This window comes from Pseudarthrobacter sp. BIM B-2242 (genome assembly GCF_014764445.1).
Lineage (GTDB): Bacteria > Actinomycetota > Actinomycetes > Actinomycetales > Micrococcaceae > Arthrobacter > Arthrobacter luteus_A.
Genome location: NZ_CP061721.1, coordinates 1,086,349 through 1,108,032 on the forward strand (window position 1 = coordinate 1,086,349; position 21,684 = coordinate 1,108,032).

At 66.9% G+C, this 21,684-nt stretch carries 20 protein-coding genes; 5 read left to right on the plus strand and 15 right to left on the minus strand.

Annotated features, from left to right (window positions below; genetic code table 11):
* Position 1: 1 nt before the first annotated feature.
* Entirely contained in the window at positions 2–685 is a 684-nt protein-coding gene (locus tag IDT60_RS05125; protein WP_191081135.1) for an FMN-binding negative transcriptional regulator, read from the minus strand.
* Between the two features lie 172 nt (positions 686–857).
* On the opposite strand from IDT60_RS05125, the gene IDT60_RS05130 reads away from it, so the two are divergent.
* Positions 858–1,616 (plus strand): hypothetical protein, encoded by a 759-nt coding sequence (locus tag IDT60_RS05130; protein WP_191081136.1) that lies wholly within the window; start codon positions 858–860, stop codon positions 1,614–1,616.
* Between the two features lie 65 nt (positions 1,617–1,681).
* Here IDT60_RS05130 and IDT60_RS05135 read toward each other — a convergent pair whose 3' ends face one another.
* Entirely contained in the window at positions 1,682–2,233 is a 552-nt protein-coding gene (locus IDT60_RS05135; RefSeq protein WP_191081137.1) for a dihydrofolate reductase family protein, read from the minus strand.
* A 218-nt stretch (positions 2,234–2,451) separates the two neighbouring features.
* Here IDT60_RS05135 and IDT60_RS05140 point away from each other — a divergent pair, with 218 nt between their 5' ends.
* Positions 2,452–2,979, plus strand: a complete 528-nt coding sequence (locus IDT60_RS05140) for a hypothetical protein (RefSeq protein ID WP_191081138.1) — start codon at positions 2,452–2,454, stop codon at positions 2,977–2,979.
* A gap of 131 nt (positions 2,980–3,110) precedes the next feature.
* On the opposite strand, the gene IDT60_RS05145 is transcribed toward IDT60_RS05140, so the two are convergent.
* Genes IDT60_RS05145 through IDT60_RS05155 form a run of 3 tightly spaced genes read right to left on the minus strand, consistent with a single transcriptional unit; the run spans position 3,111 to position 7,919 of the window.
* Positions 3,111–5,249: a bifunctional diguanylate cyclase/phosphodiesterase gene (locus tag IDT60_RS05145; RefSeq protein WP_191081139.1), complete on the minus strand. Its 2,139-nt coding sequence runs from the start codon at positions 5,247–5,249 to the stop codon at positions 3,111–3,113.
* Between the two features lie 58 nt (positions 5,250–5,307).
* Positions 5,308–6,702, minus strand: coding sequence for a UDP-glucose/GDP-mannose dehydrogenase family protein (locus IDT60_RS05150; protein WP_191081140.1), 1,395 nt, complete (start codon positions 6,700–6,702; stop codon positions 5,308–5,310).
* Complete coding sequence (locus IDT60_RS05155) at positions 6,699–7,919, minus strand: glycosyltransferase family 1 protein (RefSeq protein ID WP_191081141.1); 1,221 nt, start codon at positions 7,917–7,919, stop codon at positions 6,699–6,701. Before IDT60_RS05155 ends, IDT60_RS05150 begins: the two co-directional genes overlap by 4 nt.
* Before the next feature lie 260 nt (positions 7,920–8,179).
* Here IDT60_RS05155 and IDT60_RS05160 point away from each other — a divergent pair, with 260 nt between their 5' ends.
* Positions 8,180–8,659 (plus strand): PRC-barrel domain-containing protein, encoded by a 480-nt coding sequence (locus tag IDT60_RS05160; protein ID WP_223883894.1) that lies wholly within the window; start codon positions 8,180–8,182, stop codon positions 8,657–8,659.
* A gap of 9 nt (positions 8,660–8,668) precedes the next feature.
* Here IDT60_RS05160 and IDT60_RS05165 read toward each other — a convergent pair whose 3' ends face one another.
* The 10 genes from IDT60_RS05165 to IDT60_RS05210 all read right to left on the minus strand — a co-directional run bounded on the left by IDT60_RS05165 (position 8,669) and on the right by IDT60_RS05210 (position 19,449).
* Positions 8,669–9,487, minus strand: coding sequence for an HNH endonuclease (locus tag IDT60_RS05165; protein WP_191081143.1), 819 nt, complete (start codon positions 9,485–9,487; stop codon positions 8,669–8,671).
* Between the two features lie 106 nt (positions 9,488–9,593).
* Positions 9,594–11,066, minus strand: a complete 1,473-nt coding sequence (locus IDT60_RS05170; protein WP_191081144.1) for an aldehyde dehydrogenase family protein — start codon at positions 11,064–11,066, stop codon at positions 9,594–9,596.
* 29 nt (positions 11,067–11,095) lie between these two features.
* The gene (locus tag IDT60_RS05175; protein ID WP_191081145.1) at positions 11,096–11,989 is read right to left on the minus strand and encodes an SDR family oxidoreductase; all 894 of its coding nucleotides are present in this window, start codon (positions 11,987–11,989) and stop codon (positions 11,096–11,098) included.
* Positions 11,989–13,005 (minus strand): dihydrodipicolinate synthase family protein, encoded by a 1,017-nt coding sequence (locus IDT60_RS05180; RefSeq protein WP_191081146.1) that lies wholly within the window; start codon positions 13,003–13,005, stop codon positions 11,989–11,991. The genes IDT60_RS05175 and IDT60_RS05180 overlap by 1 nt, the downstream gene beginning before the upstream one ends.
* A gap of 63 nt (positions 13,006–13,068) precedes the next feature.
* A complete protein-coding gene (locus tag IDT60_RS05185; RefSeq protein ID WP_191081147.1) occupies positions 13,069–13,911 on the minus strand; it encodes an enoyl-CoA hydratase-related protein in 843 nt (280 codons plus the stop codon).
* Positions 13,908–15,182: a CaiB/BaiF CoA-transferase family protein gene (locus IDT60_RS05190; RefSeq protein WP_191081148.1), complete on the minus strand. Its 1,275-nt coding sequence runs from the start codon at positions 15,180–15,182 to the stop codon at positions 13,908–13,910. Before IDT60_RS05190 ends, IDT60_RS05185 begins: the two co-directional genes overlap by 4 nt.
* Positions 15,179–16,585: an FAD-dependent oxidoreductase gene (locus IDT60_RS05195; RefSeq protein WP_191081149.1), complete on the minus strand. Its 1,407-nt coding sequence runs from the start codon at positions 16,583–16,585 to the stop codon at positions 15,179–15,181. The genes IDT60_RS05190 and IDT60_RS05195 overlap by 4 nt, the downstream gene beginning before the upstream one ends.
* Before the next feature lie 13 nt (positions 16,586–16,598).
* The gene (locus tag IDT60_RS05200) at positions 16,599–17,933 is read right to left on the minus strand and encodes an MFS transporter (protein WP_191081150.1); all 1,335 of its coding nucleotides are present in this window, start codon (positions 17,931–17,933) and stop codon (positions 16,599–16,601) included.
* Between the two features lie 164 nt (positions 17,934–18,097).
* Positions 18,098–18,703, minus strand: a complete 606-nt coding sequence (locus tag IDT60_RS05205) for a helix-turn-helix domain-containing protein (RefSeq protein WP_191081151.1) — start codon at positions 18,701–18,703, stop codon at positions 18,098–18,100.
* Positions 18,704–18,990: 287 nt separating this feature from the next.
* Positions 18,991–19,449 carry a DUF4383 domain-containing protein gene (locus tag IDT60_RS05210; protein ID WP_191081152.1) on the minus strand — a complete coding sequence of 153 codons (459 nt, stop codon included), beginning with the start codon at positions 19,447–19,449 and terminating at the stop codon, positions 18,991–18,993.
* Between the two features lie 132 nt (positions 19,450–19,581).
* On the opposite strand from IDT60_RS05210, the gene IDT60_RS05215 reads away from it, so the two are divergent.
* Positions 19,582–20,250: a hypothetical protein gene (locus IDT60_RS05215; RefSeq protein ID WP_191081153.1), complete on the plus strand. Its 669-nt coding sequence runs from the start codon at positions 19,582–19,584 to the stop codon at positions 20,248–20,250.
* A 72-nt stretch (positions 20,251–20,322) separates the two neighbouring features.
* On the plus strand, positions 20,323–21,627 hold the full coding sequence (locus IDT60_RS05220; protein WP_191081154.1) for a DUF6350 family protein: 1,305 nt from the start codon (positions 20,323–20,325) through the stop codon (positions 21,625–21,627).
* Positions 21,628–21,684: the final 57 nt, after the last annotated feature.

The following is a 21,684-nucleotide window of genomic DNA, read 5'->3' on the forward strand; positions in this document are numbered from 1 at the left end:
GCTAACTGTCGTTATGAGCCGTCAAAACGACTGTTGGTGCTACCTGGTTGGGACGGAGCCGAGGCGCGGGCCGGGCCCGCTCGACGTCGGCGGCACTTGCCGACTGGCCCTGCCCGCGGAGGCCCGCCACCACGCCGTCGATGTCGGCGGCCGGCCGGTTCTGGCTGAGCTTGGCCTTCGCCTCGATCCTGGTGATGACCAGTTCAAGGCCCACGATTGCCCTGAGCTGGCCTGCGATGTAGCGCTCCGGTGCATCGTCCACGCTCCACGGATGGTCGAAGGCGGCTTCGTTGGCGTCGGTGAGCCGCCGCACCTGGCCGGCGAGCCATGCCGGATCGTCGTGGACAACCAGCGTGCCGTACACATGAGCCGTCGAGTAATTCCACGTGGGAACCACCCGCCCGTGCTCGGCCTTGGACGCGTACCAGGACGGCGAGACGTAGGAGTCCGCGCCCTGGATGATCATGATTGCTTCCCCGACGGCGGCTTCGGACCACTGCGGATTGTTGCGCGCCACATGTGTCAGGAGGGCGCCGTGTTCGCCTACTGACGGATCGAAGACGAACGGCAGCAGCGTGGCGAGCAGGCCCGTCGATGTCATGGTGACCAGGTTGGCTGCGCCCGGCCGGGTGAGGAGGTCATAGGTGGCGTCGGGACCGGCTTCAAAATGGGCTGGGACGTACATAAGCCAAGGTTAGCGTGCAGGCGTACGGCGCCGGGCCGGCGCAGAGTGTGTGGCAGGCGAGCGGGCCCTCCGCCGGACTCCGACCGAGCCCGTTGAGCTGTTGGATGCGAATCCTAAACGCCTTACCCTAGTGATTGTAAGCATGCTTCCTATCTCTGAGGAGTGGTTTCAAATGCGCAATACTGCAGCGTTGGGTTTGGCAGCGGCCAGCGTTCTGGCCCTTGCGGCGTGTACCGGCGGAAGCACCGGACCGAGCCCCTCGCCCACAGCCACCACCAGCGCAGCTGCGGAGGACAAGGTCTACAGCGAAGACGAACTGCGCGAACTCATTGCCGGTGCGAAGGACGGGGAAGGCAATGAACTGAAGCTGTATTCCGAAGAACAGGTAGACCAAGGCGGCAACATTGCCAGTCTCTTGTTGAGTACGGCGGCTGTGGACCCTGAGGACTGCAAGTCGATTGCCACCGCAGGGCTCCTCGACAAGGTGGACAGCGGCGAGGTTGCTGTTGCCATTTCCGAAAGCGCCCAGCCGCGCACCCTGTCCGCCCAGTCCGGCAGTGAAGGACCGGACGCCGTGGGGCTCCTCCGCGAGGTGAGCGGCAAGATGAGCCAGTGCGCCAAGTTCACAGTTCAGGCGCTGGGCCAGAGCTACGAGGTCACCAGCGAGGAACTGCAGGCGACGACGGATGCCGAGGATACCTTCGCAACGCTGAGCACGCGCGGACAGAACTCCAACGAAAAGCTGATGCAGGTATCAGCGGCCGAGGGCAGGCTCCTCGTGGTGGCCACCAAGGGCGGATCCGACCTGGCCGATGACGACCAGAAGGAGCTCGAGGACTTGATCAATGAGGTTCTCGCCAAAGCAAGCGGCTCTTCCGGGTCACCCACCGCGTCGCCCACCCGCTCCGCGACGGCCACCACCACTCCCTAACTGACGTCCCTGTCCCGCGCGGGCCAACGTCCCGTACGGGCAGGCCCGTGCGGGCAGGAAGCCCGTTATTCGCCCCGCAGGCTGTAAGTACTGACGATGTTGCCCTTGGTGGTCCGGTACTGATCCTTCAGGCTGAGCCTGGTGGTAGGGTCACCGGCTTCGAACAGATGCCGCCCGCTGCCGGCCACCACGGGGTGCGTCATCAGCGTCAGCTCATCCAGCAGCCCGGCGAACAGGAGTTGGCGCACCACGGAGATGCTGCCCATCACGGCGATCTCGCCGCCGTCGCGCTGTTTGAGTCCCGCCACAAAGTCCTCCAGCGGACCCTCGATCAGGCGGGAGTTCTGCCACTCAAGCGGCTCCTTCAGCGTCCGGGACGCCACGAACTTCTCCACCGTGTTAATGAAGCCGACGAAATCCTCATCTGCAGAGGCGGTGGGCCAGTAGCCCGCCCATTCCTGGTAGCTCACGCGTCCGAGTACCACGGTGTCCACGCGTTCCATCACTCCGGTCAGGGCTTTGCCCATGTCCTCGTCGAAGCTGTCGAACTGCCAGAGATTCGGTTCTGAGACCACGCCGTCAACGGAGTGGAACAGGCCGGACGTGACTTTGCGCATGAGGACCTCCAAAGGTTCTGACTGCCAGGCATGCCGGCGGTGGGCCGGTCAAGTCCACGGTATTGTGCCGTTCGCTGATGGGGAAGGGAGCAAAAGGGCGGCCGCTCCAGTTATGTTCATCACCACTGCCTGCGTGTTGCGCGAATCCACGGCCCGGCAGCCTCATACTTGTCTCTATGCGGCCTCTCGCCGCGCCCCGGCCAGGCAGGAGGAAGTGCGTGGAAACCCTGAAAAAAATCGTACGAAACCAGTATTTTCCCGCTGCCGCGGTGCTGACCGCAGTGGTGCTTTTCTGGACCATCGCCATGTTCGGCGGGCTTTCCCTGCTGCACAACAACCAGCCGCCGATGGCCACCCTGACCTGGTTGCTCTTTGTGTATGGAGCGGCCGTCCTGACCCCGCTGGCCGGTGTTATCGCCGCGACGGATCTGGTCCGACGCTGGCGCCGCAACCGCCAGTACGCGCAGGCGGACATGGCGCAGGATGACGGCTACGAATACGAAGTAGTGCAGGAAGTGACTGCGGCAGACGAATCCGTGCACAACGAACCGGCGCAGGACGAATTTACGCGGGAAGAGCCGGTCCAAAGCGAACCGGCTTCGGTCCGGCAGGGCGATCAGCAGCCTGCTGGGGAAGCACCCACACAGTCAGCTCCCACGCAGCCGGTCCAGTACCGTCCGGCCACCCAGCGTCAGCCCGCGAAGAAGCAGCCCGGCCAGGCCAAGCAGCGCAAAACGGCCGCTTAGCCTCAGGCGGCAGGGTACGTCGCGTCCACATGACCCACCGGGCGCGAGTCCGTCCTGTCCACGGACCCGTGCTGGGGATCGATGACCAAACCGCTCGAATCACCCGCGATACCGTGCCGGGCTGGCGGTGCTCAGTCGGGGACAGAGCGGCTCTCTAATCCCACCAGCGCCTGTCCGGCGTTTTTTAGCGCGTGCCCGAAGCGGCAGACCGGTTCCGGATGCGAGAACAGGTAGCCCTGCAGCGAATCGCATTCCAAGGCGATAAGGTACCTGGCCTGCTCCTCGGTTTCGATGCCCTCGGCGGTGACAGTAAGTCCCAGGCTGTGCGCCATGTTGATCATGGAACTCAGGATCGGAAGGCGTTCGGCGCCGCTGCGCACCATGGAAACAAACGTCTTGTCGATCTTGACGATGTCCACCGGCAGGTCCTGCAGCCGTCCCAGCGAGGAGTAGCCGGTGCCGAAATCGTCCAGGGCCACACGGGCCCCGGCTTCCCGCAAACGGCTGAGCTGTTTGATTACGTTGCAGTCGGCGTCGAAGAACACACTCTCGGTGACCTCGAAGACCAGCTGGTAGGCGCCCACTCCGCTTGTCTCAGCCAAACGAAGGACTGCCTCCGCAAAGTCGGGTTCCTGCAGCTGGACGCCGGAGACGTTCATGGACAGCGACCGCGACGGGTCCTCCCGGAGCCAGGACGCCAGCTGCTTCAGGCTTTGCGCCATCACCTCGCTGCCGAGTTCGTTGATGAGGCCGCTGCGTTCGGCCAAGGGGATGAAGACTGCGGGCGGGACGCGTTGGTCCTCGCGGTCCCAGCGGGCCAGTGCTTCAAATTTGACCACTCTGCCCATGCGCGGCGACACGATCGGCTGGAACTCCACGGAAATCTCGCCCCGCCCGATGGCCAGTTGGAGGCCGGCTTCCAGGTCCGTGCGCTGGACCAGTGCCGTCATCATCTCGGGGTGGAACCGCAGGAAACGGTTCTTTCCTGCCGCCTTGGCCGCGTACATGGCGATGTCTGCCTCGCGCAGCAGTTCCGAAGCCGCCCGGGCTTCCCGGCCCACGGAGGCGAGTCCCAGGCTCAGGCTGGGGCGGAGCATGGTGCCCTCGATCGTGAACGGCACGTGCAGGCAGCGGACAATGCACTCCGCGATGGCGTCCACATCGGGGCAGGCCGTCAGCAGCACCACAAACTCGTCGCCGCCAAGCCGGGCCACCACGTCCGCGGTAGGGACGCAGCCCCTAAGCCGGCGGGCCACCTCCACCAGCATGACATCGCCCGCATGGTGGCCCAGGATGTCGTTGACCTCCTTGAAGTCATCCAGGTCAAGCAGGAGGACGTCCACGGACTTGAGCCGCGGTTCTTTGAGAGCGTTGAGGAGTTCAGCGTTGAACACCGCCCTGTTGGCCAACCCGGTCAGCGGGTCCTGGAATGCCATGGCCCGCAGCTGCTCGGCCTGGGCCGCCAGGTCGGTCAGGGCCTGCTCGGCCTGCTCCTGGGCCATCCGGCGCGGGGTGACATCGCGGAAACTCCAGACCCGTCCCACAATCCGATCGCCCACTTTCTGCGGGCGCGAATACCGCTCGAACGTCCGGCCGTCAAGGAAATCGATGGTGTCGTGGCTTTCCGCGCTGGAATCCGCGGTCAGTTTCTCTACACGGGCCAGGAACGCTTCAGGGTCCTTCACCTGGCTGAGGATCAGCTGCATGGCTGGCTCGTCCGAATCGGCCTTCATCATGTCCGGCGGAATGCCCCACATCGTCAGGAACTGCTCATTCAGCCCGGCGATCCTGCCCTCGGAGCTGATGACCAGTATCCCGTCTGCTGTCGACTCCAAGGTGGCGGTCAGGAGCGACATCGCCTCGCTCAGGTCAGCGTCAGCGCTCTTCCGGTGCCCGGTGCTCCGGACCGAAACGAGCAACACCTGCGGGCCGCCGTCGTCGACCAGGGAACCGGCAATTTCGGCGGCGAACTCAGTGCCGTCCCGGTGCACTCCATACACCTCGCGCGGCGGCTGCGGATCGTCGGGCCGGGCCAACAGTTGTGCCCGGAGCAGCGCCGTCTCATTGTGGAAGCCCTCCGAAAGGAGCATCCAGTGGTTGCTGCCGGTCAGCTCCTCGCGGGAATAGCCGAAGAGCCTGCTGGCCGCGGTGTTCGCCACGAGGACGGTGCCGTCCGCATCCAGGGCGAGGAGTGCGTCCGGGCTGGCATCAAGGAGCGCGCCGAACGATGGTGCCCCGAAAACCTTGTTCTGCCGCCTGGATCCCCCCATGCGCAACCACCCCCACGGACATCATAAAGTGATTGCCAACATCGCGGGGCTAAAAGCGTCATTTTGCGGTCAGGCGGTCCGAAGCTTGGCTGGCGCCGCCGGGGTTGGTGCCGCCGGGGTTGGTGCCCAGCCCGCGGACCGTCCAGCCCTCGGCCAGCCAGGCTGCAGCGTCCAGGACGTTCCGCGCATCCAGAACCACCCGGCGCCGGACGAGTCCGCCCGCAACAGCAGGGCACAGACGCCGGTATTCGTCCCACTCGGTCAGAAGCAGCACCAGCTCGGCCCCCTCCAGAGCCCGTGATGCGGAGGCCTCAAACCGCAGCTGGGGATAACGCAGCCAGGCGTGGTTTACGGCTTTCGGGTCCGTCACGGTTACGTGCGCACCGGCTGCCGCCAGCCGGGCGGCGACGTCCAGTGCGGGGGAGTCACGGATGTCATCTGTCTCCGGCTTGAAAGCGGCACCAAGAACGGAGATGGCCCGCCCGGAAACTGTCCCGCCGCACAGTTCCTCAGCCAGTGAGACGGTCCGGATCCGCTGGCGGACGTTCACGGCATCCACAATGCCCATCAGGTCGTTGACCGGCTCCACGCCGAGGGCCGCTGCCTGGCTGCGGAGGCTGCGGATGTCCTTGGGCAGGCACCCGCCGCCGAAGCCGAGACCGGCGTGCATGTAGCGGTTCCCGATGCGCGGGTCCATACCCATCGCCTCGCTGAGTTCGGCAACGTCCGCCCCGGACGCGTCGCAGAGTTCGGCGATGGCGTTGATGAAACTGACCTTGGTGGCCAGATAGGCGTTGGCTGCCGATTTGATCAGCTCGGCCGTGGCGAAGTTGCACACCAGACGCGGGATGCCTGCGTTCAGCAAGGGCTCGTAGACGGCGTCCAGGGCGGCCGTCACCCCGCGGGGAGCGCCCGTCCCGGGGTTGAAGGCGGCGGCCCGCCCGCCCTCGACGCCGTACACCAGCCGGTCCGGTACCAGCGTGTCCTTTACAGCCGTGCCCTGCCGCAGGAACTCCGGGTTCCAGCCCAGCTGCACATCCGGCCGCTCCGCCAGGACATCGCGGAGCATGTCCACCGTGCCCACGGGCACCGTTGATTTACCGACGACGACGGCGCCCCTCGCCAGGTGCGGGAGCAGCGCCCCGGCGGCGGCCACCAGGAAGGTGAGGTCGGCGCCGTCGGACGTCTTGGACTGCGGCGTTCCGACGCACAGGAAGTGCACCTGGGCGCCCGCGGCAGCGGCGAAGTCCGTGGAAAACTTCAGGCGGCCGGTGGTGCGGCCATCTCTCAGGAGTTCGTCGAGGCCGGGCTCAAAGAAGGGCGCCAGGCCGCGGCCCAGCTGGTCCACTTTGGCCGCGTCCACGTCGATGCCCACCACTGAATGGCCCATGGACGCGAGCGTGGCCGCGTGCACAGCGCCAAGGTAACCGCAGCCGATCACAGATATTTTCACAGGGACACTCCTCGTTTGGTGACGGCGGGCCCAACTACCGGGCGGACCGGCGGCGCCGGACGGACCGGCTTGGGTACCGGCACGCCGGTGATTACTGAGCGGTACTGTCCTACAAGCTGGGCACACAGCGCGGGCCACGTCCGGTCCTGAACCGAAGCGTGGGCGGCTGTGGCGAAGGCGCGGCGCTTGGCGTCGTCGCCCATGAGGTCCATGACGTGGGCGCGGAAACCCGCGAGGTCGCCTGGCTGGTAGAGCCAGCCGGTGCGGGAGTTTTCGACCAGGTCCAGGGGTCCGCCGCGGCCGGTCGCCACCACCGGGACCCCTGACGCCATGGCTTCCTGGATGGTCTGGCAGAACGTCTCGAACTCGCCGGGGTGGACAAAGAGGTCAAAGGACGCCACAGCCCTCGCCAGTTCCTCGCCGCCGAGGAAGCCGGTGAACACCGCGCCGGGCAGGGCTTCCTGCAACGCTGTCCGCTGCGGGCCGTCGCCCACAATTACCAGCCTGCTGTTGGGCACGGTGGCGAGGGCGGAGAGGTCCTCCACCTGCTTTTCGATGGCCAGCCGGCCGACATACCCGATGATCCGCTCACCGCCGGGGGCCACGGAAGCCCGCCATCCGGCGTCGCGCTTTTCCGGCGAAAACCGCGCCGTATCCACACCGCGCCGCCACATGTCCACCCGCGGAATCCCGCGGCCGCGCAACTGGTTCAGCGCGAACGTGGAGGGCACCAGGGTCCGCGTGGCCATCAGGTGGATGTTCTCCACCCGGTTCCACGCCCAGTTCTCCAGGAACGGCACGCCATACCGGGCCGCGTAGCTGGGAACCTCGGTCTGGTAGATGGCTATGGTGGGGATCCGCAACTGGTGCGCGGCCTGCACGGCCCGCCACCCCAGGATGAACGGGGAGGCAAGGTGGACGATGTCCGGCGCGTAATCGGCAAGGATTCGCTTGACCCGGTACACACCGCCCATCGCCACGCGCACATTCGTGTAGCCCGCCAGCGGAACCGCGGGAACCCGGTGCACCTTCGCACCGTGAACCACCTCGGACGTCCCGGCAAACTCGGCCACCGCGTCAGCGACGGCGTGGGTTGACGGGGCAATGACCAGGACGTCGTGACCCTGGTCCTCCAGGTGCTCCAGCACCCGCAGGATGGAGTGCGTAACCCCGTTCATCAGCGGCAGGAATGATTCGGCAACAATTGCGATCCTCACCCCTTCACGGTGGGCGCCCCGCCTGACCGCGCGGGGACACCCGGGTTGAGCGCAGGGAAAGGTTGGGTGAACAGGGGAGGGCCCGCCGAACGATACAACGGAGTGCACTTCCCTTTAACTGGTAAGCATGCTTACGGTAGAGGGGCGGCTGTACCGGGAACCTCAAGCAGACGGGGCTGGGGCCGCAACCGGAGGCGCGCGCCTTCCCGTACCAAGGCCTTGCGGCCGTTATCCCAGCACATCAAGGAGACATCATGCTCATGAGGGAGAACATTGAAGACCTGCTCACCAGGGGCGGGCAGGTCGTAGGGTCCGACGGCGAGAAGATCGGTTCTATCGGCCAGCTTTATGCGGATGATGATACGGGCGAGCCCACGTGGGTCACCGTCAAAACGGGACTGTTCGGTACCTCGCAGTCGTTTATCCCCGTAGAAGGGGCCAGGATCGACGGCGACGACCTCGTGGTGCCCTACACCAAGGACCACGTCAAGGACGCTCCGAGGGTGGAGGCCGACGGGCACCTGGAACCCGAGGAGGAGGACCGCCTGTACGCCCACTACGAAAGGGGGACCCGCACTTACTCGGAGGCGCGCACAGACGCTGGCCTCGCCGACGCTGACCTCCGCGGGGATGCGGACCTGAACGCGGGTGCGGGTGCCGACACGCGTGCCAGCACGGACACTGCTACCGGAATGGACGCTGGTGCACGCCTTCGGCGGGATGGACTGCGCAAGCTGTAGGCGGTAGGACTACTCCGGGCCCAGGAGCTCCCGGGCCGCCTGCTGGGCTTCGAGCTCTTCGGGCGTCACCACTGATCCGGTGAGGAACCCGGCGCCGGCCATGGCCCGCCGAAGCTCCGTCTCGGTCCTCGGGGTGGACACGCCGTGGTGCGCCATGGCGTGGCAGTTGGCGCAGAGCGGAACCAGATCGGTAAGTGGATCCAGCTGGTAGCCGCCGCCCAGCCGCCACGGGGGCACCACGTGGTGGACGTCAATGAAGTCTCTGCCGATCTCCCCGTAGGCCACCTCGAACGAGAACCCGCAGGCCGCGCAGCTGCTGCCGCGGTGGGCGATGCAGGCCCGCCGCGCCTCCGGATCACGCTCGTACCGGTTGACCGGCACGCGGGTGACGGCCTCGTCCGGATAGGTGCCCGGCACCAGCTGGGTGGGGATTGAACCTTGCGGCGGACCGAACTCGGCCCAGACGCTGCGGAGGCCGGCCTCCTCCGCCGGACCGAGCTGCCCGCCGTCCACCCCGCTGCCTCCCCACACGATGGCGGGTGCCGTCTTCAGGAGAACCTCAGCCGCCACCTGGTCGCCCAGCGGCAGGAGCGCATCAAAGGCGACCTGAATTTGCCCGCCGCTCCGGCCGACCACAACGCCATGGCCGATCAGCCCGGGACCACGGGGTCCCAGCAGGACAAGCCATACATCAGTTCCGGCGGCTACAGCCGGGGCCAGGTCCCACGGCTCCACGTGTAATCCGGCTACGGCAACGTGTTCAACAGCGGCCGCGTAGTTCCAGCGGTTCCAGTGGGCCGGGTCCCAGCCCAGGATGATGGCGCTCATGTGCCCATTGTTCCAGCGGGACTGCCCTGGTGCCCGCGGGAACCGCGGCGAGGCTGATCACCGGGTGGTCGCGGGCCGGTTTCCCGAGGGCAGAGGCGCCCGCGCGCTACACACCCGTATAGACGGTCTTGCCCCACGTGAAGAAGTCCAGCGCCGACCGGCCCTGTTCGCGGAAGGTGTTGGTGGAGGAATCCTTCACACCGCCAAACGGCACATTCAGATCCAGGCCCGCCGTGGGCCGGTTGACCTTGATGACGCCGGCCTGGGCACGGGCTGCGAAATCAGTGGCGCGTGCCAGTGAGTCGGTGCAGATGCCGGCGGTCAGGCCGTAACGGGAATCGTTGATGGCGGCGAGCCCGGCCTCATAGTCCGGGACCTCAAGGACAGCCACCACCGGCCCGAAGATCTCCTCGGTCACCGCGGCGTCGTCGAACGGCATGCCGGTGAGCACCGCCGCCGGGAAGAACAGCGCGCCGGAGGGGTCGCCGTCGTACGTTCCGTGCAGGAGCGTGGCACCGCGTTCGACGGCGGCACGCACCGCTGCCTGGTCCTGCTCGAACTGCTGCCGGCTCACCACGGCGCCCATGCGGGACGTGCCGTCGAGGCCGTCGCCGGTGCTGTAGGCCGCAGCTTCTTCGGTGAGTGCGGCCAGGAACTCTTCCCGGACGCCGGGGGTGACGTAGACGCGGGACGTGGCGGTGCACGCCTGGCCGGTGAGGCCGAATGCGCCGGCGGCCACCACCTGGGCGGCCTTCCGGGGGTCGGCGTCGTCGAGGACCAGGACGCCGTTCTTGCCGCCCATTTCCAGCTGGACGCGGGCGCGGCGGCCGTTCAGGATCTCCTGCAGCCCCAGCCCCACATGGGTAGACCCGGTGAAGGAGAGCCCGGCGATGCGGGGGTCGCGGGCCAGGGCATCCCCCACCACGCGGCCCTTGCCGTGCACCACGTTGAACACGCCGGCGGGGAGCCCGGCGTCCTGCAGGGCGCGGGCCAGGTGGGTGGCCGATAGCGGGGTCAGTTCGGCGGGTTTGCTGACCACGGCGTTGCCGCTGACCAGTGCGGGAGCAGCTTTCCACGCCGGGATGGCGATGGGAAAGTTCCACGGCGTGATGAGCCCGACGACGCCGAGCGCCTCGCGCCGGGTAGTGATGGTGGTGTCCGGCAGACCGCTGGGCAGGACCTCACCGGTGGCTGCCCAGCCCAGCGAGCCGAAGAAGCGCAGCACATCGGAAGCGCGCTTGACCTCGCCTTTGGCTTCGGCAAGGGTCTTGCCTTCCTCTCGGACCAGGTCTTCGGCGATGGCGGTCTGGCGGTCGATCAGAAGGTTGCCCGCGGTGATAAGGATGGCGCCGCGGGACGGTGCGGGCATGGCTGCCCAGCCCGGCTGGGCGGTGACAGCCGCGCTGATGGCGGCGTCGACGTCGTCCGCGGTGCCGCTGGGGGAGAGGGCTGCCAGTTCGCCGGGGCGGGCCGGGTTCATCCGCTCGGTGTCCGCCTCGCCGAGCCATTCGCCGTTGATAAGGTGCCGGGCGGTGAGGAGTTCGGTGTTAGTTGAGACGTCGGTGGCTGTGGAAGTCATGGTGCTGTCCTTTGGAAAGAGTGGGGGAGCTAGAGGCTGCGGATCAGGCCGCCGTCGCAGCGGAGTGCGACTCCGGTGATGTACGACGCCGGGGCGCTGCAGAGGAACGCGGCAGCGGCGCCGAACTCCTCGGGTTCGCCGTAGCGGCGGGCGGGAATGGTCTTGCGGGATTCGAGCTGGATGTCCTCCACCGAGGTGCCGCGCCGTTTGGCGGCGGCGTGGTCCAGTTCGGCCACCCGGTCCGTGGCGATCCTGCCGGGCAGAAGCATGTTGACGGTCACGGAGTCCAGCGCCACTTCGGCGGCGAGGGTCTTGAGGTAGCCGGCCAGGGCGGCCCGGCCGGTGTTGGAGACGGCGAGGTTGGGCAACGGGGCTGCCACTCCGCTGGAGCCGATGGCGAGGACACGGCCCCAGCGCCGTTCGCGCATCCCCGGCAGGACGTGCGAGACGAGGGCGTGGTGCGGCTTGACCAGCAGGTCGAAGGCGGCGGCGATGTCCTCGGAGGAGAGCGCCGCCGCGGCGCCTGGCTTGGGGCCCGGGCCGTTGAGGACCAGGATGTCGATGGGCCCCAGGTCCGCCACGGTCTGTTCGACAGCAGACGTGATGCCTTCCGGCGTTGTCAGGTCCGCCTCGATGGCCACCGCATCAAAGCCTGGCACGCGACTGCCGGCAGCCTCCGCGCCTGCGACCCCCGCGCCTGCGACCCCAGGGCCTGCGACCTCCGCGCCTGCGACCCCAGGGCCGCTAACCCTGTGTCCGTAGGCCGTCTGCAGCTCTGCGACGATCTCCTTGGCGCGGTCCCGGCGGCGGCCCACGATGGCCACCCGGACACCTTCGGCGGCGAGGGCGCGGGCCACGGCCAGGCCCAGGCCGCCCGTGGACGCAGCCACCAGGGCTGTTTTTCCAGCGATTCCCAGATCCATCAGATGCTCCTTGCCGGGGTGCGGGCGCTGCTGTGGGCGGGGGCGTGCAGTTCCAGGGCCGCGGCAGCCTCGGCGAGGTGTGTTGCCATGCTGAACCTCAGGCTTTCGGGGAAGCCTGCGGCCGGGGGACGGACGCCCGGGTCCTTGATGAGGCCGCGTTCGCGCAGGCATTCCTTGCGGATGGCCAGCGCCACCTTGGCCTGCTGCTCGAAGTTGATCAGCGGCATGTAGGGCAGCAACTGGTCGCGCGCGGCCTGGTAGCCGTCCTCCTGCCAGGCCTGCACGCAGGCGATGAGTGCCTCCGGATAGGAGAAACCGGTCATGGCGCCGGCGGCTCCGGCCAGGAGCTCGTCCAGCAGGCCCTGCCCGCCCAGCCCGCCGAATACGGAAACATCGACCGCGGCACTCAGCTCCGCGATGGCCACGCTGGTGGGCGGGGCCTCGGCCTTGACAGCGATGACGAAAGTGCACCACGTCACCACCGAGATGAGCGCCTTCGTGCTGATGCTGACGCCGCTGGCCAGCGGGTAGTCCTGCAGCACCACCTTGGCACGGGTGGCCCGGTGTATGGCGTCCAGATGCGCGATCACCACTTCGGGCGAGGCAGAGTTGGCCTGCACCATCACGGCAGCCAGGCGCTCGCCGGCAATGGCCTGGGCGGCGAGGATTTCCTCGATGGCGGGGCGTGTGGCCAGGGCTGTCACGCCCACCACCAGCGGGAGGTCCGTGCATTCGACGGCGATCTCCAGCACTTGGCGGCGTTCCTCCGCCGTGAGGGCAGCGGCTTCGCCAAACACGCCCAGGACGGTCAGCCCGGTGGCACCGATGGCTTCGTAGTGCTCCACGAGCCCGGACAGGCTGTCCAGGTCAACGTCCAGGGTGCTGCCCTGGAACGGCGTGGCCACCACGCCCCAGACGCCCGGCGCCAGGGACTCGCGTGCCGGGGATTCCCCGGTCAGGGATTCACTGGTGGGGAATTCACTGGCGACGGATTCACGCGCACCTTGGTGCTGCATCGGATTCTCCTTCGATTCGTTTCTGCGGGTTCTTCTGCACGGTGTTCGGCAAATGGCGGGTGGTCAGCGGCCGGGCCAGACCGGTGGCCGCTTGTCCTGGAATGCGCGCACACCCTCGGCCGAGTCCTCGCTGTCCAGCGCAGCCATCAGCGCGGGGAGCCGGAGGCCGCGGGCCTCCTTGGCGGTGAGGTGGCCGGTCTGGGTGACCATCTGCTTGACGGCCCGGACGGAGGTGGGAGCGCACGCCAGGATCTGGTCCACCCAGCGCTGCACCGCGGCGTCGAGTTCCGCTGCCGGGACAACCTCGTTGACCAGCCCCATGGACTGCATTTCGAGGGCGTCGGCCTTCCGCCCGGTCAGCAGCATGCCCATGGCCTGGGTGTGGGGGATGCGCCGCACCAGCTGATGGATGCCGCCGTCGAGCGCCAACCGGCCCACGCGCGGTTCGGTCAGCCCGAACTTCGCGTTGTCCGACGCCACCACGATGTCCGCGCCGAGCACGATTTCCATGCCGCCGCCCAGCGCATATCCGTTGACCCGGGCGATCACCGGGATGTCCAGGGTGGTTCGCAGGCTCAGGCCGCCGAACCCGTTCGGGTCCAGGCCGGCCCAGTACTCCAGGCCGGTCTTGTCCACGGCGTTGGCGGACATGTCCGCTCCGACGCAGAACGCGCGGGTGCCTGCGCCGGTGATGACTACGGCGCGCACGTCCGGATCGGCCTCGAGCTGATTCCAGATCTCGTTCAACCGGGCCTGGGCGGTGCCGTCCACAGCGTTGAGCACGTGCTGGCGGTCGATCACCACCGTGGCTACGTGGTTGTTGATGGTCAGGGTGACCTGGTCAACAGGCGACGTCGAAGCGGAAGCCGCGGCCGCCGTCGTGCGGTCCTCTGCAACGGCGGTCACCGGAGCACCCCCAGGTCCTGCAGGCGCTTGATGGTCGCTTCGTCGAAGCCGTTCTCCAGCAGGACCTCCACGTTGTGCTCGCCCAGCTGCGGGGCCACGCGGCGGACAGTGGGCGGGGTGGCGGAGAGCCTGATGGGCGCGTTGAGCATGCGCACGGTTCCGACGCCGGGGTGTTCGGCTTCGACGATCATGCCGTTGGCATGCGTCTGGGCATCGGCGAGGGCCTGCTCCAGGGTGTGGACCGGGGCGTTGAGCAGCCCCTGGTCCTCCAGCTTGCCGGTCCAGTACTCGGTGGTGTTGGTGGCGATGCGCTCGCGGAAGATGGCCTGCAGCGCCGGCTTGTGTGCGAACTGCTGCTCCAGGTTGGCGAACTCGGGCCGCTGCGTGAGGTCCTCGTCCAGGCCGAGGGCCTCGGAAATGCGGGCCAGCGGGTCCGGGGTGAACCCGCCCACCATGCACACGGCGCCATCGGTCGTTTCAAACACGCCGCTCAGGGGCATGGCACCCCAGTTGACCTCGTAGCCGCGGTTGAGCTGCATGCACGCCTCCTGCATCTGCAGGTGCAGCATGGAGTCGTACATGGTCACCTCCACTTTCTGCCCGACGCCGGAGGTTTCCCGGGTGCGCAGCGCTAGCAGGATGCCCTGCATCAGGTGCATGCCGGTGATGTAGTCGCACAGCGTGGTGGGGTAGATGGAAGGCTTCTGGTCGTCCGATTCCCGCCTCCACATCACCCCCGAGTAGGCCTGCGCGATCGCGTCCTGGCCGCCCTTGTGCGAGTACGGCCCCACCGGGCCGAAGCCCGTGCCGGAGGCCCAGATGATGCCCGGGTTCGCCGCCTTGAGTTCCTCGTAGCCGAAGCCCATCCGCTCCATCACGCCGGAACGGAAGTTGCTGACCACCACGTCCGCGTCGGCCATGATGGCGTGCAGGACGTTCCGGCCTTCCTCGGTGCGGGTATCGATGGAGACGCTGCGCTTGTTCCGGTTGATGGACAGGAAGATCGGGTTGTCCTGGCCGTCCTTGTCCGGGAACGAGTTGCGGGAAATGTCCCCGGCGCCCGGGCGCTCCACCTTGATGATGTCCGCGCCGTAGTCGCCGAGCATCTGCGTGCAGGACGGGCCCATAAACACCTGGGTGAAGTCCACGATCTTGATGCCGTCCAGCGGCAGCGGGGTTGCCGTCGGTTCAGCGGCGGTGCGGGGCTCAGCGGCGGCACGTGCCGCCGTCGTGCGTTCCAGTTCTGTCGTTTCCAACGTCACGGTGCTCATGCCAGGACCGCCGCATCGGCGTCAACGGTGGCGTTCGACGACGGGACGTCGCCCGGGTCCGCGCCGTGCTGGCGCATGCCCTGCTGGATATCGAGTGCGGAGACGTCGCGGACCAGGGTGCCGTTTTCGACGGCGAGGGCTGCGGCGACGCCGACGGCCTGGCCCATGGCCATGCAGGGCGGGATCTCGCGGGACATCTTCTGCGCCTCGGGAGTGGCTGAGTAGTGGCGGCCGGCCACCAGCAGCTGGTCCACTTCCCGGGGCAGCAGTGAGCGGTAGGGGTAGTAGTAGTCGCGGCCGCGGGCCACGGTGTCGGCGAAGTGCCGGCGCTGCGTGACGTCGTCCTTGGTCATGACGTATTCGCCCTGCAGCAGGCGGGTCTGGCGGACGCCCATCTGGGAGGCGACGTCCAGCATGTAGCAGTTCTCGAAGCCGGGCAGGTTGGCGCGGACGTAGTCCACGGCTTCGGAGATCCGGTCGCGGGCGGCGAACTCGGCGGCGGTCATGTCTGCCGGGTCCGTGCCGTCGAACCCGGACATGTGCGGGGCGTTGCACCAGACCACGCCGTCGATGGGGGTCTTGAGCCACCACAGTTCCCAGGCGCCGCCGAGGAGGCGCTTGATCTTGCGGTTGATGGCGCGGGCTTCCTTCGGGTTGGCCTGCTCGAACGCCTCGGCCGCTGCAGTGTTTACGTTGCCGAGCCGGAAGACGAGGGTGGTGATGTAGTTGTCCTTGGCGTAGCTGGCGCCGGCCCGGGAGGCGACGTCGATGTCGCCCGTGGTGTCGATGACCACGTCCGCCATAAACGCCTGCGGGCCGGACTTGGTCTCGCAGATGACGCCCTTGATCACGCCGTTGTCCACGATGGGGCGGGAGAACCAGGAGTGCAGGCGGAGGTCCACGCCGGCTTCGCGGACCAGGTCGTTGGAGACGCGCTTCCAGCCGTCCGGGTCGAAGGCAGCGGCGTAGCAGATGGGCTTCGGAGTGGTGTGCGAGTGGAAATCGAAGGTGCCGTAGCGGCCCCACTTGTTCCAGAGTTCCTGGGACGTCTTGCGGTCATCTGCCGGCGGGACCACGGCGAGGCCCAGCTTCTGCAGGCGCTCCACATATTCGGAGACGATGCCGGTGACGGTGATTTCCTGGCCGTTGATCATGTCATCGAGCACCAGGACCATGCCGCCGGAGGCCAGGCCGCCGAGGGATGAGTAGCGTTCCAGCAGGGTGACCTTGGCGCCGGAGCGGGCCGCGGTGACGGCGGCTGCCACACCTGCGGGGCCACCGCCCACTACCAGGACGTTGGAACGGGAGATGACCGGGGCGGTGAGGTCCGCCGTCGTGGTGGCGAGCTCAAGTGAGCTGACGGAGGTGTTTTTGGGCGCGACGGAGTCAGCTGTGGTGATCATGGGGTAAGTTCCTTTAGTTTCCGACGAAGATGCCGTTGGTGCGGCGGGCGGCGAGGTAGAAGACGATGCTGAGGATGGACAGGACGGCCACGTACACCGGGAAGACCCAGCTGAGGTTCATGGACTGGAGCCAGACCAGCAGGTAGGAGGCGGTGCCGCCGAAGAGGGCGACGCCGATGCCGTAGCCGAGGGCCACGCCGGTGCCGCGGCAGTTCTTGGGCATCAGGGACGAGCTGACCACGTTGTAGAGGGTCATGTTGAGGACCAGGACCAGGGAGCCGCCAAGGAGGACTGCTGCGAAGCCGCCGATGCCCGGCTGGACGTAGAAGAGCATGAGGAAGACTGACGGGATGGCCAGGATCCGGGTGATCAGGAACCAGCGGGACATGGACCGGCCGTCGGCCAGCTTGCCGATGATCCAGCTGCCGGCCACCAGGATGACGCCGAGGATGGTGGTGAGGGCGAAGACGGCGGTGGGGTCTTCCTTGAAGCCGCTGCGGGCTGCGCTGGGCAGGCCCACGTTCCAGGCGTAGTTGTAAGCCTGGGCGGCGCCCACCACAAAGATGATGGCGAGTACGGACAGCCAGTGCTTACGGACACCGGTCCAGACGGCGCCGGGGGTATTGGTGGCCATTTCCTCGGCCTTCATGGTTTCCGGCAGGGCGCGGCGGAGGTAGATGACCACAAAGCCGAAGAGTGCGCCGATGACGAACGGGATACGCCAGCCCCATTCGCCCATCGCGGCGGCGCCGAGGACCAGGCTGCAGAGGAAGCTGACCAGCGAGGCCAGCAGGATGCCGATGTTCACGTAGAAGGACATGATGCCGGCCACATAGCCTTCACGGCCTGCGGGCACCAGTTCCACGGCATGGGAGGTGGAGAGCGGGGCTTCGATGCCCGTAGAGATGCCCTGCAGGACGCGGCAGACCAGCAGGATGATGCCTGCCCATGCGCCGATCGTTTCGTAGCTGGGGGTGACGGCGATGACCAGGGTGGTGCCGGCCATCAGCATGATGGACAGCAGCATCACGCGGCGGCGGCCCACGCGGTCAGCAAGGGTGCCCAACAGGATGCCGCCCAGCGGACGGAAGGCGAAGCCGACGGCGAAGACGGCCAGTGCGTTCAGGGTGGCGGAAAGGGGATCGGTGTTGGGGAAGAAGTTGGGGCCGATAAAGGCTGAGAGGAGGCCGAAGACCATCCAGTCGTACCATTCGAGGGCGTTGCCGAGGCCCAGGCCCAGCAGGCCTTTGCGGACTTCGGGGGAGAACTTCTTGGAGGTGCGGGGGGTTGTGGGGGACGTGACAGCATTGTCCGTCGCTTTAGGGTTCGTCGCTTGGATATCGAGCATGGAGGTGTCCTTACGCTTACGCCGGGGACGGCGTGGGAGGGTATGACGCGCCGGCATCCTGGGGGCAGGACGGAAGACGCGAAGGATGCAAGGACTGTCGGCGGGCACAGTTCAGGCCCGGACAGTGACGGTGGATCGGTAAAGGCCGGTTGGAGTCGGCAGGATTACCACGCGTGTGGTGCGTTAACCCAGATCGCTACGCATACCTCTTCGTAGCTGTTTTTGTACCAGTGCGGGGTGTCGGAGGAGAAGGTGATGGAGTCGCCTTCCTCCAGGGTGTGGCATTCGCCGTCAAGGAAGATGTCTTTCTTGCCGGACAGGATGATCCCGAACTCTTCGCCGCTGTGGCGGAAGGGCGTTGCGCTGGTGTCGTGGCCGGGAGGGCTGACAATCCACTGGGCTTCCAAGGCTCCGTTGAGGTCGGGGGTGAGCAGCTCATACACGGCTTCTCCCACGGATTTCTTGGTGACGCCCTTGAGGTTGCGCCGCTCGGCCTTGCGGACCACGGGGGACCTGGTTTCTTCCTGGCCGAGGAAGAATTTCCCCACCGGGATGTCCAGGCCGTGGGCCAGTTGCGCCAGGGTGGTGAAAGACGGATTGGCCATGCCGCGTTCGATCTGGCTGACGATCGCCTGGCTGAGGCCGGTGCTCTCCGAAAGCTTCGCAAGGGTCATGCCTTTTTCCTTGCGCATGGCACGCACCTTGTTGCCCACCGTGACCAGCAGTGCGCTGGTGGCTGGCGGGGCGGCGGTGGAGCTCTCGGCGGTCATCGTTTATCTTTCACTGGGTGATCTGACTCACATAACTATAGTGAAGATTTTTAGCGAGTCAATGGTTTCTCCCTGACTAAAATGAAGATTTTCACAGGAGTACGTGTTTTGGCAGGTCAGGGAGACAGAGCCCTCTTTGCACCGGCCCGCGACTGTCTGCGCGCATGAAGAAGCCGGTGCAGCTGTGCGCAGAACCGCCAACTGCACCGGCGAGTAGGACGAATATTCAGAACTTTATAGATCCAACCTCATTCGCGGCTCCTATTTCCCGGCTTGTCCTTTCCGGGCTACGTCCTGTCGCTGGCCCTCCGGGACAGCAGCCAGCCACAAGCAATCATCACAACACCCAGCACCATATGGGTCCAGTTGTCCGTCATGTTCAGCGACAGGAAATTGGCCGCCGAATCAACTCCGACACTGAGCCCGAAGATGCTGAGGATGATGTACAGCGCACCGGCGCCCATGAGGAAATTGCGCGCGCCGTGTTCGGTCCGGGACATCGCAAAGCCCGTGGCACCGATGGCCAGCTGCACAATGTTGAGCAGCATGGACACCTGGAACACACCGAGGAACAGGGCATGGGAATCAGGTCCCAGGAACATCAATTCGCTGTAACGGGTGGTGATGCCGGGGATAAAGCCCAGGACACCGACCACCAGCATGAGAATACCTACACCCATGCCGGCATTCTGGACGTCTGCGCGCCCGAAGTGAACACCATGAGCATGTGGGGATGCGGTAGTCATTTTTCTGCCTCCAACCACTGATTGCGGACAATCCAATTTTACGGCGGAGCTGTGGAAAAAGCGCCGGAAGAGGCCTGATGGGGACTTCTGCCCAGCGACAGGACGGAGGCGTTCTGCTGGACTTGGACCCTTATGAAATCCGTTGTGGTCCTCGCCCGTGCCGCCCTCGCGGCCGGCCTGCTTCTGCTCGCCACGGGCTGCAGCGTCGCCGTTCCGGAAGGAAAAGCACCCGCCGTCGGGGCCTTGCTGGTCGCCCCGCAGGAGGCGTCCGGACTGCCTGAACGCCCGACGACGGCGCCGGTACCGGCGGAGTCCGGCTCGCCGTCGTCGCCGGCTGCTCAGGCGCCCGCGGGCCGCGCGCTGAACCGGGCCGAGGAGCTCCTGCCCAAGGTGAACGTCAAACCGTGGCGGGCAACGCTGCCCGTGGTGGTGCAGTCGGCGAACAAGGACATGCAGTGTTCCATCGGGCCCGACGCCGCCGCGTGCCACCTGCTCAACGATGTAGCGCCGCGGCCCGCCGACATCAAAGGACAATGCCGCGGGCTGAGCGAGTATTTCGGCGGCTACGCGGTGGTCACGCCCGACGCCGGCGCCCAGTACGGTCTCTGCGGTGACGGCATCTCGCCCATGGAAGCCGAATCGGTGGCGGGGCCCGCTTTCCCCGGACCGTGGATCGGGGACGGGCAGACGGTGCGCATCGGCAATATGGTGTGCTCCCGGGAGCCGGGGTCCATGGTGTGCGCCCACCTGCGCACCGGGCACGGGTTCATGATCGGCGCGGCGGACTACGAACTGTGGTGACGCGGGTCTCCTGCGCCGGATGAGCCTGTCGCAGACCGGCTGGCAGGCCCGGCCGTGACACCATGGAACACGATGAAACTGCGCGCTGATCAGACCGGAGACCGTGGCCTTCCCATGCCCTTGTGGCTGCAGGGAGCCCTCGAGACGGCGCAGGCGGCCATTATTTCCGCCCTCCTGGTGCTCATCCCGATTGTGGCCGTGTGGGCGACCGGTGGATTCCTGAACGGTGCTTTCGACGCGCTGGCCCGGCTCGCCGGGCAGGCCTGGCTCCTGATCCACGGTGTGCCGCTGGAGTTGGCGGACATCGGATCCGGGGCGGCAGGCGCGGCGGGGTCCGGCATGCTCACGCTGATTCCGCTGGGGCTCACCCTGATCCCGTTCCTGCTCGCGTGGCGGGCGGGACGCCGGCTGGCCCGGGCCTCCTATACGGACCAGCTGTGGCAGGCGCTGTTGGGCTCCTGGCTGGTGTACTCCGCCTTCGGCGCGGCCACCGGCTTTGTATGCCGCACCCCTGACGTCGGCATCAACATCTGGCACGCCATGGTGATCCCGCTGATCCCGTACGCCCTGGGCATGGTGATCGGCGCACGCCGCGAGGCCGGCTCATGGAGCCGCCTGATCGGCGTCGACGCCGTGGACTGGATCTCGCGCACCAGCCAGCATTCCCGCTGGGCCGGGTCCTATCTTGGGTCCGCGGCGAAGGCCGGTGTGCTGGCACTGGTGTCCGCGCTGGCGCTCGCGTGCGCGCTCCTGGCCGTGGATATCTTTGTCCACTGGAACCTGGTCATCGCCGTGTATGAAGCGCTCGACGCCGGCGCCGTAGGAGGTGCGGCGCTCACCATCGCGCAGCTGGGCTACCTGCCCAACCTCGCGGTGTTTGCGCTCGCCTGGATCTCAGGGTCCGGCTTCGCCATGGGCATTGGTTCGCAGGTGGGTCCGCTGGGCACCGCCACCGGGCCGCTGCCCGCTATTCCGGCCTTTGCGGCCATTCCGTCCGGTCCGCTGGACTACGGCTTCGTGGCGCTGGTGGTTCCGGTCCTCGCCGGCGTCCTCGCCGGCTGGTGGTTCCTGCGTGAAGGTGAGAACCACTTTGACGAGTGGCTGTCCATCAAGGTTCGCGCCCGCTGGTTCACGGCCACGGCGTCCACCCTGGTGCTCGGCGTGCTGATCGGCGTTGTGTCAGGGCTGCTCGCCGCCGGACTGGCGTGGCTGGCCGGTGGGTCTGCCGGACTCGGCCGCCTCACCGACATCGGACCGGACCCCTTGTGGACGGGAGTGTGGCTGGCCGCGGAAGTGGGGATCGGCGTCGTGATCGGTTACGCGGCGGGGCCATGGCTGGAACGCCAGCAGCACGTGGAAGCGGAACTGGTCCGCTGATCCGCCTTTTCGGCGTGCCAACGGCACTGCCTGAACTTTGGTTCTCTGCGGCGGAAA